Here is a 12,995-nt window from a genome sequence, read left to right as displayed (position 1 = left end):
GCAACCGTTCTACCGCGATCGGATGGAGTGCATCATGACCACACCGGATTTCGACCACATCTTCGGCGGCGCCCGGGTGATGGCCATCCTGCGCGGCCTGCCGGTCGCCGAGACCGTCCGGCTCGCCGAGCGCGCCTGGGACCTGGGCATCGACGTGGTGGAGGTCCCGGTCGCCACCGCCGACGCGGTACCGGCGCTGCGCGCCGCCGTCGAGGCGGGCGTCGAGCGGGGCCGCATCGTCGGCGCGGGCACCGTGCTCGACGTCGAGCAGGTCACCGCCTCGGCCGACGCAGGAGCCGCGTTCACCGTCGCGCCCGGGCTGGACCTGACGATCGCCGACGCCGCCGCCGCGCGGGGCCTGCCGCACCTGCCCGGTGTGGCCACCCCCACCGAGGCCCAGCAAGCGTTGCGGCACGGCCTCACCTGGCTCAAGGCGTTCCCCGCGATCACCCTGGGCCCGGCCTGGTTCAAGGCCCTCGCCGGCCCGCTGCCCCAGTTGCGCTTCGTCGCGACCGGCGGCCTCGACGCGGGCAACGCCGCCCCGTTCCTGCAGGCGGGCGTACGGGTGGTGGCGGTCGGCTCGGCCCTGTCCGACCCGAGCCAGCTCGACCGCCTCGCCGAGCTGGCCCTGAAACCCCCCACCCCCTGACCCACCCCCGCGCGCGGTCAGCCAGTGTCGATCATGGACTTGTCGTGGGTGCGAAAGCCGCATTCCACCTGACGTCGGGCACCACCACTCCATGATCGACGGGGTTGGGGGTGGGGTGGCACGTTTGTGCCATGGCTCAAACGCGCCGCGGTTGGGTGGGGGACGAGAGGTGGGCGTGGCGTCGATGCTGTGCTGCGTACCACTTCTCGACACAAAGAGGTCATCTTGGCTCTGTCTCACCGGCGTCGCCGATCCGGGCTGATCGCCCTCGGCGCCGCCCTCACCCTGGCGGCCGGGTTCACCCCACCCGCCGCGGGGGCGTCCGCCGCCCCGCCCACCAGCCCCGAGCGCCCGGCCGGGATTCCTCCCGCCGCCGCGGGACGCACGTCGACTGTCACCCTGATCACCGGTGACACGGTCACCGTCACCACGGCGGCGGACGGCAGCACCGTCTCGACCGTGCGCGGGCCGGACGGCAGCACGCCGAGCTTCCACCGCACCGTGCTCGACGGCGACACCTACGTCTACCCCGACAGCGCGCTGTCGTACGTCACGAGCGGCGTGCTGGACCGGCAGTTGTTCAACGTCACCGAACTCATCGCCGACGGGTACGACGACGCGCACACCGACCAGTTGCCGCTGATCGTCACCATGACCGACGCGGCGGTCAAGGCCCGCACCCGACCCGGTGTGGACGGTGCCAAACTGGTCCGGCAGTTGGACAGCGTGCAGGGTGCGGCGCTGACCCGCGAGCGTTCCACCGCCGGCCGGTTCTGGGCCGCGCTGACGGCCGGCTCCGCCCGCCGTGCGGGCGACGCCCCCGCCCTGGCCAACGGCATCGCCAAGGTGTGGTTGGACGGCCGGGTGCACGCCGACCTGGCCGAGTCCACCGCGCAGATCGGCGCGCCGAAGCTGTGGGCCGAGGGCAACACCGCGGCCGGTGTCGACGTGGCGGTGCTCGACTCGGGTGCGGACGCCGAGCATCCGGATCTCGCCGGTCAGATCGCCGAGTCCAGCAGCTTCGTGCCGTCGGAGCCCGACATCCTCGACTACAAGGGCCACGGCACCCACGTCGCCTCGACGATCGCCGGCACCGGCGCCGCGTCCGGTGGTGCCGAGAAGGGCGTGGCCCCCGGTGCCCGGCTGCACATCGGCAAGGTGCTCAACAGCGAGGGCAGCGGGCAGGACTCGTGGATCATCGCCGGCATGGAGTGGGCGGCCCGCGAGCAGAAGGCCCGCATCGTCAGCATGAGCCTGGGCGGTGGGTCCACCGACGGCAGCGACCCGATGAGCCAGGCGGTCGACCGGCTCAGCGCCGAGACGGGCGCCCTCTTCGTGATCGCCGCCGGCAACAGCGGCCCGGCCACCATCGGCAGCCCGGGTGCCGCCGACGCCGCGCTCACCGTGGGCGCCGTCGACGCCACCGACCAGCTGGCCGACTTCTCCAGCCAGGGTCCGCGTGCCGGTGACGGCGGGCTCAAGCCCGAGATCACCGCACCCGGTGTGGACATCCTGGCGGCCCGCTCCCATCTGGTGCGGGGCGGTTCCGGGGACTACACGCTGATGAGCGGCACGTCGATGGCCACCCCGCACGTGGCGGGCACGGCCGCGCTGGTCGCCGCCGCGCATCCCGACTGGACCGGTCAGCGCATCAAGGAGGCGCTGGTCAGCACGGTCAAGGCCACCCCCGGGTACACCCCGTACCAGGCGGGTGCCGGTCGGGTGGACGCGGTCGCCGCCGCGCATGCCACCGTCTTCGCCACCCCGAGCGCCTACTCCGGCTTCCAGGGCTGGCCGCAGCAGCCGGGATCGACCGTCGACCGGACGGTCACCTACACCAACGTCGGCGGCGCACCGGTCGCCCTGAGGCTGACCGTCGACGCGGCCACCGCACCCGCCGGCCTCTTCGCCCTATCCGCCGACACGGTCACCGTGCCCGCCGGTGGCACCGCCTCCGTGACGGTGACTGCGGCGTACGACAAGCTCCCGGTGGAGAAGCAGGTCAGTGGCATGATCGTCGCCACCGACGACGCCGGAACCGTCCGTGGCCGCACCCTGATCGGCGCGGGCAAGGAGGGCCAGCGGCAGAACCTGACGCTGATCGCGAAGGACCGGGACGGCAAGCCTCTCGCCGGCAAGGTCATCCTCACCACCGAGGGCCTCTTCACCGCCGTGGACCTGCCCGAAAGTGGCACCGCGACGCTGCGGCTGCCGGTGGCGAGCTGGACCGGCTGGATCTCCGCCGACGTACGCGGTGTCAACGGGCCGCGTTCCAAGGGCATGGCGATGCTCAGCTTCACCGACGTCAACCTGGACCGGGACCGCACCGTCACCCTCGACGCGCGGGCCGCCCGGCAGGTGCGGGCCGTCGTGCCGCAGGACGCCACCGCCACCTCGCTGCGGATGGACATCCACCGGTCCACCACGACCAGCCTCACCGAGAGCCAGGTGCTGCCCGACGACTCGTACGACAGCATGTGGGCGTTGCCGACGAGCCGTGCGGTCACCGACGGCGAGTTCGAGTTCGGTGCCCGTTGGCGGCTGGAGGAGCCGGCGCTGACCGTCTCGGCCGGTGGTCGCGCGTACGACGATCTGCTGGTGAAGCGGGCGACCCCGGCGTTGCCGGCCGGTCGTCGCCAGCTGGACGCGGTCTACGTCGCCGACGCGTCGGCGGCCGGGCTGGCCAAGCGGCCGGTCCGCGACCGGGCGGTGGTGGTCCGCCGCAGCGACACCGTGGACATCGCCGCCCAGGCGCAGGCCGCCGCCGCGGCCGGGGCCAAACTGCTGCTGGTGGTCAACGACGGCGTCGGTCGGCTCCAGCCGTGGGACGAGTTCGCGTGGAGCCCGGAGAGCCCGGCCCCGGTGACCGTCGCCACGCTCACCGCCGACGAGGGCGACCAGCTCGTCGCCGCACTGGAGCGCGGCCCGCTGCGGCTGACCGTCGAGTCGCACCCGGAGACCACCTACCTGTACGACGTGGTGCACCACTGGACCGGCACGGTGCCGGCCGACCCCACCTACCGGCCGACGAAGCGGGAGCTGGCCCGGGTGGACGTGGAGTTCCGCAACTACCGGCAGGGCAAGGCGTTGGAGTTCCGCACCGACATCTGGAAGGGCCTGGCGTCGAGCAACCAGGAGGCCACCGCGGCGCAGGGTCGACGCACCGACTGGGTGAGCACCGACCAGCGGTGGGTCGACGACGCGTACATCGCCGGTGAGACCGGACAGCACCTCCCGGCGGTGACGACGTACTCGGCCGGCAAGCCGAACAGCGTCACCTGGTTCGGGCCGATCCAACGCCCCCGGATGGGCGGAAGCTACACGCCCGTGCGGTACCTGGACACCGTCTACCTGCCCGCGCCCGGCTGGGGTGACGGGGGCGGCCACATCGGTGAGGCGTACGCCAACTTCGACATGGTCAACCGGACCACCCTCTACCAGGGGGACAAGGAGCTGGACTGGGGCAACGCCGAGTACCTGCAGGTCGGCGGCCTGGCTGAGCAACGACTGCCGTACCGGCTGGTGGTGGAGAACGACCGGGCGGCCTGGACCAACCCGTACTCCCGGCAGACCCGCACCGAGTGGGGCTTCAGCTCGGCGGTCACCGGGGCGGAGTCGGCGGAGGTGCTGCCGATGATCCAGCTCGACTACCAGGTGGACATCGACCGGGACGGGAAGGCGTCCCGGAGGGCGCCGCTGACCGTGCTCGCCTCCCACCTGCCCGGCGTCGCGGGCACGGTCGGCCCGGTCACCGTCGAGGTGTCCTACGACGACGGTGCGACCTGGCAGAAGCCGCGCCTGACCCGGCACGGCGACGGATGGCGGGTCAACCTGGCCGCACCGGCGAAGGCCGACTTCGTCAGCCTGCGGACCACCGCGCGCGACGCCGCCGGCAACACCGTGAGCCAGCGCATCACGCGGGCGTTCGGCCTGCGCTGACGCCGCGGTCACCGGCCGCCGGTCGGGCTGCCTCACGCAGCCCGACCGGCGGCCGGTCCGTTTCAGCCCGTCGGTCGGTCCAGGAAGAGCAGGCGGGCGCGCTTCTCCGGCAGGTCGATCAGTGGTCCGGGCCGGAATCCGGTACGCAGGAAACGGTCGATGGCCCGGTCGTTGCGGGCGTTGGGCTCCATCACCACCCGCTGCCGGCTCGGATCGGCGAGGACGAAGTCGAGGACCGTGCCGAACAACGCGCCGGTGAAGCCGGGCTCGACCGTCACGGGTGGCCCGATCAGCAGGTGGACGCCGATGTCGCCGGGGCGTACCTCGTAGCACTCGCCGACCGGGTCCGCCTCCGGCTGGTAGGTCTGCGCCAGCGCGGCCGGCACGCCGTCGCGGTGCACCAGGTACGCGTGGTGGGTGACCAGCGAGTCCAGGTACGCGTAGATCTCGTGCACCCGTTCCCGGCTCGCCTCCCGCATCCCCCAGAACCGGGCCCGGTCCTGGGTGACCCAGCCGTGCAGCAGGTCGACGTCCTCGTCCGGCCGCACCGGGCGGATGGTGATCGTCCCGAATCCGTCGACCTCGCTGCGGTAGTGGTGTCGATCAGTGCTCATCGGGCTCCTCCACGAGTCGGTCCCAGTCGGTGACGATCGGTAGCAGCTCGCCCGCCAACCAGGCCGGGCTCTGGTCGTCGTGGTGCCTATGGCCGGGCACTCCACACGCGCCCAGCGGCACCACCCAGCGGCTGTCCGTGCGCCGCGCCAGGTCCCAGACGAAACGCGCCGCCGGCCCGCGGAAGCACCAGTGGGTGACCCCGGGGACGCTGGAGGTGGACAGCACACAGTCGTGGTCGCCGTCGAGTCGGGGGCCGGGGCCGGCGTCCGGGTCGGGCAGCGCCCGCCAGGCCGCCAGCCGGTGCAGGTCCCCCCAGCGCACCGGCCCGGCCGCCGCGTCGGCGACCTCCTCGACCGCCGCCCGCACCACCGCCGCCGGGTCCACGCCGGGCAGCGGGCTGCCGCCGAGCAGGTGCTCCAGCGCGTACCCGACGCGCGGCGTCACCGCCAACCAGGGCGCGAACACCTCGGGGTACGCGGGCGGCTCGGCCAGCGCGGCCAGCGCCGGATGGGTGGCGATCCGCCGTACGACGGCCGCCCGCACGGTGGCGAAGGCAGCCGCGTCGACGCTGTCGGCGGTCATCAGTCGGTCCCAGCGCAGCAGCCGGTCGCGCAGGGCGGCGGCCTTCGGGCTGAGCCCGCTCGCCTCGGCCAGCACCGCCAGCAGCGGCCCGGCCGAGCCGAGGTACGTGTCGGTGTGCACGGTGGCCATGTCGTCGGCCGTCCAGCCCCGACCGGCGTCGAGCAACTCGGCGATGCGGCGCGCCCGGTGTGGCGCGGAGAACTCCACCCCCAGTGGTGCAGCCAGGCCGCGCTCGTTGGCCATCACCGCCCGACCGACCACCTCGGCGCGGGGCATCGGCGCGTACCACCCCTGCCAGGTGTACGTGTCGTCCCAGCCGGGCACGACCCGCCGCCCGTTGTCCGGATGCCGTACCGGCACCGCCCCGGCGACCCGGTGCAGCAGCCCACCGGCGGTGTCCGCCGCCTGCACCACGTTGACCGGCTCCACCCAGTGCCGCAGCGCGTGGTCCACATCGGTCACGGTGCGGGCGCGCAGCAGCTCCGGCAGCGCCGCGAACCCCAGCTCGGCGCGGACCCGGGGCGGGTAGCGCAGGCTGATCGCCGTCTCGTCGCCGGACCCGCCGACGATCACCGGACCCCGGCTGGTCTCCAGCACCTCGACCTCGACCGGGCTCGCCCCGGCCACCTCGATCGTCTCGACGTGGCGGTGCACGGGCTGCCAGCCGTCCGGGCCGAGGGCCTGCACCCGCCCGTCCTGCCGGCGCAGCCGCTCGGCGTACAGGTCCTGGTAGTCGGCCATCGCGTTGGTGATCGCCCAGGCCACCGGACCGGTGTGCCCGAAGTGCGCGATGCCCGGCACACCGGGCACCGCCAGCCCGATCACGTCGTACTCCGGGCAGGCCAACCGGATCTGCTGGTAGACCCCCGGGTCCTCGATGAACCGGTGCGGGTCACCGGCGAGCAGCGCGCCCCCGGTGCCGGTGCGTTCGGCGGCGAGCAGCCACCCGTTGCTGCCGGCGACGGCCGGTCCGTCGGTGGCGAACGCCTCGATGAGGTCCGGGCCGAGCCGCTGCGCCACGTGTTCCCGCCAGAGCTTGCTCGGGAACCCGGCGAACAGGATGTGATGGCCCAGCCAGACGGCGAGGGGCGTCCACGGCTCCCACCGGCCCGGGCGCAGCCCGGTCGCGGCGAACTCCGGCGCGCGGGCCGCCCCGGCGGCGAGGCCGTCGTTGACCCCGGCGACGTACGCGCCCACCCACTCGGCGGTCGCCGGGTCGAGCACGGCGTGGCAGCGGCGTGCGGTGTCGTCGAGTCGTACCCGTCGGGCGAACCGGTCCCAGTCGAGCGCGTCGACGCCGAGGAACGCCGCGCTGGTGCCCTGCGACCGGTGCCGTTCCACCTCGATCTGCCAGGCCCGGTCGTACGCGGTCACCCGCCCCTGCGCCGCCACCAGCGTCAGGGGGTCGTCGGCACGCAGGTGCGGCACGCCCCACCGGTCGCGGAAACGCCCGGTGCTCACGCGGGCTCGACAGCGCGACGGCGGGCGGCGGGGACGACCAGCGGGGTGCCGGTCTCCGGGTCGTCGATGACCCGGCAGGGCAGCCCGAACACCTCGGCCACCAGATCGGCGGTGACCACCGACGCCGGATTACCGGCGGCCACCACGCGGCCGTCGCGCATGGCGATCAGGTGGGTGGCGTAGCGGGCCGCGTGGTTAAGGTCGTGCAGCACCGCGACCAGGGTGCGTCCCTGCTCCTCGTGCAGCCGGGCGCACAGGTCCAGGATCTCGATCTGGTGGGCGATGTCGAGGAACGTGGTCGGCTCGTCGAGCAGCAGCAGCGGGGTCTGCTGGGCCAGCGCCATGGCGATCCAGACCCGCTGCCGTTGCCCGCCGGAGAGTTCGTCCACCGGCCGGTCGGCGAGGTCGTCGACGCCGGTCGCGGCCATCGACTCCTCGACCACCCGCTCGTCCTCGCGCGACCACTGCCGCAGCAGCCCCTGGTGGGGGTAGCGCCCCCGGGCCACCAACTCGGCGACGCTGATGCCGTCCGGCGCGATCGACGACTGGGGGAGCAGGCCGAGGGTGCGGGCGACGGTGCGAGCCGGCTGGTCGTGGATGTCGCGCCCGTCCAGCAGCACGGTGCCGGCTTTCGGCCGCAGCATCCGGGACAGCGCGCGCAGCAGTGTCGACTTGCCGCACGCGTTCGGGCCGATGATCACCGTGAACGAGTTGTCCGGCACCGCGACGGTCAGGTCCTCGGCGATGGTGCGCTGGTCGTAGGCGAGGGTCAGCGCGGTGCCGCCGAGCCGGGAGGTGCCGGGGTGCATGGGTGCTCCTTCGAGGGCTTCGCGGGTGTTCACAGCCGACCCGCCCGGCGTTCCGTCGCGAGCAGCCAGACCAGGTAGCCGCCGCCGATCACTCCGGTCACCACGCCGACCGGAAGCTGGTGCCCGGGGAACGCGCGTTGGGCCACCAGGTCGGCGCCGACCAGCAGCGCCGCTCCGACGGCCGCCGACGGCAGCAGGTTCGGGCCGGGCGCCCGGGTGAGCCGTTTCGTCACGTGCGGCGCGACGAGCGCCACGAAGGACACCGGCCCGGCGGCGGCCGCCGCGAACGAGACCAGCAGGACCGCCGCCGCGAGCAGCACCAGGCGCAGCCGGCGCACCGGCACCCCGAGAGCGCCGGCCGTGTCGTCACCCAACTCCATCATCCGCAGCGCCGGACCGCAGACGACGAGGACCACTGGTGCCACCACGACCAGGACGCCGAGCAGCGGCCCGGCGTTCGCCCAGCCTCGCCCGTCCAGGCTGCCGGTGAGCCAGAGCACCGCGCGGGCGGCGTCCATCAGGGGCGCCCGGGTCAGCAGGTAGCCGTTGACGCCGGTCAGGATCGCGGCGATGCCGATGCCGACCAGGACGAGGCGGTAGCCGTGCACACCGCGCCGCCAGGCGAGCGCGTAGATCACCAGCCCGGTGGCGAGGCCACCGACGACCGCCGCGCCCGCGAGAGCCAGGCTGCTGCCGCCGAGGACGACCACCACCAGCGCGCCGGCCGACGCGCCCTGGGTGAAGCCGAGGATGTCCGGGCTGCCCAGCGGGTTGCGGACCAGCGACTGGAACACCGCGCCGGCCAGTGACAGCGCCGCGCCCACCAGCAGGGCGGTGACCAGTCGGGGCAGTCGCAGCTCGTGCACGATGAACTGCTCCGCCGGGGTGCCACCGCCGACGAGCGTGCGCAGCACGTCGGCCGGGCCCATCGGATAGTCACCGCTGCCCAGGGCGACCAGGCCGAGGCCGACCGCGAGCGACGCCGCGCCGACGCCGACGGCCAGCGCCCGGGGACGGAACCGCAGCGACAAACCCCCGGGGGTACGGAGGGTGGTCACGGTGGTGAGCCGGCCGGTGCGCGCGCTCACGGTTGCGCTACCCGTCGACGGGTGACCAGCCACAGGAAGAGCGGGCCGCCCAGCACGGCGGTCACCATGCCGACCTGGAGTTCTCCCGGTCGACCCAGCACCCGGCCGAGCACGTCGGCGCCGAGCAGCAGCGCGGGCGCGAGCACCGCGCAGTACGGCAGCAGCCACCGCAGGTCCGGACCGGTCAGGGCGCGGACGAGGTGCGGCACCAGCAGCCCGACGAAGACGATCGGCCCGCAGGCGGCGGTCGCCGCACCGCACAGCAGCGTGACCGCCACGATCACGGCGGCGCGGATCAGCACCGGCCGCGCGCCCAGGGACCGCGCCGCGTCGTCGCCGAGGGCGAGCGCGTTCAGCGGGCGGGCGGCACCGAGCGCGACCAGCAGGCCGACGAGGATGAACGGCAACACCCGCTGCACTGTCGCGGTGTCCGCGCTGGCCAGCGAGCCGACCGTCCAGAACCGCAGCCGGTCCAGCGAGGTGGTGTCCAGCAGCATCACCGCCATCACGTAGGAGTAGAGGGTCGCGTTGAGCGCCGCTCCGGCCAGCGCGAGGCGGGCCGGGGTGGCCCCACGTCCGCCGCCGACGGCGTAGACGAGGGCGGTCACGGCCGCCGCGCCGAGCAGCGCGAACCAGACGTACCCGCCGACGGCGGTGACGCCCAGGAACGCGGCGGCGGTGGCGACGGCCGCGGACGCTCCGGCGTTGATGCCGAGCAGCCCGGGGTCGGCGAGGGGGTTGCGGGTGAGGGCCTGCATGACGGCGCCGGCCACGCCGAGCGCGGCGCCGGCGAGGAGCCCGAGGAGGGTACGCGGCAGGCGCATCCGGTGCACCACCGCGTACTCGGCGGCGTCGCGGTGCAGCAGCCCGGACCAGACGTCGGCGAGCGGCATGGCCTTCGCCCCGACCGCGATGCTGAGCAGCACGATCACTCCGAGCAGTGTCACGGCGGCGATCAGGCCCGCGGCGCGGGCCGCCTGACGGCCGCGTCGAACCGGGAAGACCGCCGGGGCCCTGTCCGGCACACGTGGTGCCGGTCTGGTGACGGTGGGTGTGGCGTCCAGTGTGGGCTCCGGAGTGGTGGCGGCACGACCAGCCGCTGTTGACAATGACCGAGGTTAGGCTAACCTAACCCCGCTGCCCCGGTCGAGTCCGGCCAACCTTTGATCGAAAGACAACACCATGCCCGATGCCCTGTCCGCACGTCGTCTCTCCCGCCGTGGCCTCCTGGCCGCCGGTGGTGCCGCCACGTTGGCCACCCTGCTCGCCGCCTGCGGCACTGACGACACCGCGAAGCCCGCCGCCGGCAACGGAAACGGCCCCTGGTCGTTCACCGACGACCGAGGCACGAAGGTCGAGGCGAAGGCCCGGCCGACGCGTGTGGTGGCCTTCACCGGCGTGGCGGCGGCCCTGATCGATTTCGGTCTCGACAGGCAGCTCGTGGGCGTGTTCGGTGAAACGAAGCGTGCGGACGGCACCGCCGACCCGCAGGCCGGTGATCTCGACATCGAGGCCGTCGAGATCCTCGGCAACGTGTGGGGCGAGTTCAGCCTGGAGAAGTACGCGGCGCTACGCCCCGAACTGCTGGTCACCCACATGTACGACCCGGACGCGCTCTGGTACGTGCCGGACGAGAGCAAGGCGAAGATCCTCCCGCTCGCGCCCAGCGTGGCGATCACCACCGCCCGGGTGCCGATGACCAAGCCGATCGAGCGCTACGCCGCCCTGGCCGAGTCGCTCGGCGCGGACCTGTCCGCCAAGAAGGTCACCGACGCGAAGGCCCGCTTCGACGCCGCCGCCGAATCGGTCCGGCAGGCGGTCAAGGCCAACCCCGGCATCAAGGTGATGGCCTGCTCCGGCAGCCCCGACCTCTTCTACGTCTCCAACCCGAAGGTCAGCACCGACCTGATGTACTTCGCCGAGTTGGGCGTCGACATCGTGGTCCCCACCAAGCTCGAAGCAGGCGACTACTTCGAGGCGCTGAGCTGGGAGAACACCGCCAAGTTCCCGGCCGACCTGATCCTGCTGGACAACCGCAGCACCGCGCTTCAGCCCAAGGACCTCGCCGCCAAGCCGACCTGGCAGCAACTGCCGGCGGTCAAGGCCGACCAGGTGACCCCGTGGGACGCGGTGCCCCGCTTCTCGTACGCCGGCTCCGCGCCGCTGCTGGAGAACCTCGCCACCGCCATCCGGAACGCGAAGAAGGTCAGCTGAACCACCCGTCACCCCCGGGCGCACCGCCGCGCCCGGGGTGGGTCTCCGCTGCCCTCGTCGAGAACGTGGAAGGACATCCCGTGACCGTGCCGACGTACCCCGTCGAGACCATCGCGCCGTCACCGACGCCCGCCGCCGCGCGGGCCCACCTGCTGCACGACGCGTCGGTGGAGCAGTACCGCCGCTCGATCGCCGACGGCGTCGACCGGGTCGCCCGCCGGGTCGCCACCGTCGACCGGCCCGGCACCGGGATCACCCCGGCCGAGCTGGCCCCCCTGGTCGACCGGGTGGACCTCGACCGGCCGTTGGGTGACACCGGCGCCGCGCTGGACGAGTTGGAGGACGTCTACCTGCGCGACGCGGTGTGGTTCCACCACCCCCGCTACCTCGCCCACCTCAACTGCCCGGTGGCCATCCCGGCGCTGCTCGGCGAGGCGGTGCTCAGCGCGGTCAACTCCTCACTGGACACCTGGGACCAGAGTGCCGGGGCGACGCTCATCGAGCGGCGGCTGATCGACTGGACCGCCGCGCGGATCGGGCTCGGCCCGGACGCCGACGGTGTCTTCACCAGCGGCGGCAGCCAGTCCAACCTCCAGGCGCTGCTGCTGGCCCGCGAGGAGGCGTGCGTCGACGCGATCGGCCCGGCGGCCCGCGCCGAGCTGCTGCCCCGGCTGCGGGTGCTCACCTCCGCCGCCGGTCACTTCAGCGTGCAGAAGTCGGCCAAACTGCTGGGGCTCTCCCCGGACGCGGTGATCGTGGTCCCCACCGACAGCCGTCGGCGGATCCGGTCGGCCGCCGTGAGTGCGGAGATCGCGCGGTGCCGGGAGGCCGGGCTGGTGGTGATGGCTGTCGTCGCCACCGCGGGCACCACCGACTTCGGCTCGATCGACCCGTTGACGGAGCTGGCCGCGATCTGCACGGCGACCGGGGTGTGGCTGCACGTGGACGCCGCGTACGGCTGCGGTCTGCTCGTCTCGCCGACGCGCCGGCACCTGCTCGACGGCATCGAGCGGGCCGACTCGGTCACCGTCGACTTCCACAAGTCGTTCTTCCAGCCGGTCAGCTCCAGCGCGCTGCTCGTCCGCGACCGGCGGGCCCTGCGGCACGCCACGTACCACGCCGACTACCTCAACCCGGCGCGGATGGTCGAGCAGCGCATCCCCAACCAGGTCGACAAGAGCCTGCAGACGACCCGCCGCTTCGACGCGTTGAAGCTCTGGCTCACGCTGCGGGTGATGGGCCCGGACGCGCTCGGCGCGCTCTTCGACGAGGTGGTCGACCGGGCCGCCGACGCCTGGCAGTTGGTCAGCGAGGACCCCCGGTTCGAGGTGGTGACCCGCTCCGAGCTGAGCACCGTCGTGTTCCGTTACCTGCCCACCGGCCCCGGCCGGGAGCTTGCCGACGCGGCGAACCTGCACGCCCGGGAGGCCCTCGCGGCGTCCGGCCTCGCCGTGGTCGCCGGGACCCGGGTGGACGGGCACCACTTCCTGAAGTTCACGCTGCTCAACCCGGCGACGACCGTCGACGACGTCGACCACGTGCTGGAACTGATCGCCCACCACGCCGGCCGGTACGTGCACGACCACACGGCCGCCGACCTGACCTGCCACGTCGGCTGACGCCGACCTGACCCGCCAC

Annotated in this window: 9 protein-coding genes; 4 read left to right on the top strand and 5 right to left on the bottom strand. The window is 73.5% G+C overall.

Translation table 11 applies throughout. The features are described from left to right. Positions 1-34: 34 nt before the first annotated feature. Positions 35-649, top strand: a complete 615-nt coding sequence (locus O7616_RS22730; RefSeq protein WP_282303838.1) for a bifunctional 4-hydroxy-2-oxoglutarate aldolase/2-dehydro-3-deoxy-phosphogluconate aldolase — start codon at positions 35-37, stop codon at positions 647-649. 225 nt (positions 650-874) lie between these two features. Beyond that, positions 875-4,588, top strand: a complete 3,714-nt coding sequence (locus O7616_RS22725) for a S8 family serine peptidase (protein ID WP_282303837.1) — start codon at positions 875-877, stop codon at positions 4,586-4,588. Between the two features lie 62 nt (positions 4,589-4,650). On the opposite strand, the gene O7616_RS22720 is transcribed toward O7616_RS22725, so the two are convergent. The 5 genes from O7616_RS22720 to O7616_RS22700 are packed head-to-tail and all read right to left on the bottom strand — an operon-like array spanning position 4,651 to position 10,168. After that, entirely contained in the window at positions 4,651-5,202 is a 552-nt protein-coding gene (locus O7616_RS22720; RefSeq protein WP_282303836.1) for a GNAT family N-acetyltransferase, read from the bottom strand. Continuing rightward, positions 5,192-7,246, bottom strand: coding sequence for a penicillin acylase family protein (locus tag O7616_RS22715; protein ID WP_282303835.1), 2,055 nt, complete (start codon positions 7,244-7,246; stop codon positions 5,192-5,194). Before O7616_RS22715 ends, O7616_RS22720 begins: the two co-directional genes overlap by 11 nt. After that, entirely contained in the window at positions 7,243-8,055 is an 813-nt protein-coding gene (locus O7616_RS22710; RefSeq protein WP_282303834.1) for an ABC transporter ATP-binding protein, read from the bottom strand. The genes O7616_RS22715 and O7616_RS22710 overlap by 4 nt, the downstream gene beginning before the upstream one ends. Before the next feature lie 29 nt (positions 8,056-8,084). After that, complete coding sequence (locus tag O7616_RS22705; RefSeq protein WP_282307700.1) at positions 8,085-9,113, bottom strand: iron chelate uptake ABC transporter family permease subunit; 1,029 nt, start codon at positions 9,111-9,113, stop codon at positions 8,085-8,087. Positions 9,114-9,139: 26 nt separating this feature from the next. Beyond that, a complete protein-coding gene (locus tag O7616_RS22700; RefSeq protein WP_282307698.1) occupies positions 9,140-10,168 on the bottom strand; it encodes an iron chelate uptake ABC transporter family permease subunit in 1,029 nt (342 codons plus the stop codon). Positions 10,169-10,325: 157 nt separating this feature from the next. Between O7616_RS22700 and O7616_RS22695 the strand changes: the two genes are divergently transcribed. Then, positions 10,326-11,357 (top strand): ABC transporter substrate-binding protein, encoded by a 1,032-nt coding sequence (locus O7616_RS22695; RefSeq protein ID WP_282303833.1) that lies wholly within the window; start codon positions 10,326-10,328, stop codon positions 11,355-11,357. Positions 11,358-11,437: 80 nt separating this feature from the next. Next, positions 11,438-12,976: an aspartate aminotransferase family protein gene (locus O7616_RS22690; RefSeq protein ID WP_282303832.1), complete on the top strand. Its 1,539-nt coding sequence runs from the start codon at positions 11,438-11,440 to the stop codon at positions 12,974-12,976. Positions 12,977-12,995 lie beyond the last annotated feature (19 nt).

The sequence above is a fragment of the Micromonospora sp. WMMD964 genome (assembly GCF_029581455.1).
GTDB lineage: Bacteria > Actinomycetota > Actinomycetes > Mycobacteriales > Micromonosporaceae > Micromonospora.
Note: the sequence above shows the minus strand (reverse complement) of the source record. Positions and strands in the feature narration are given on the sequence as shown.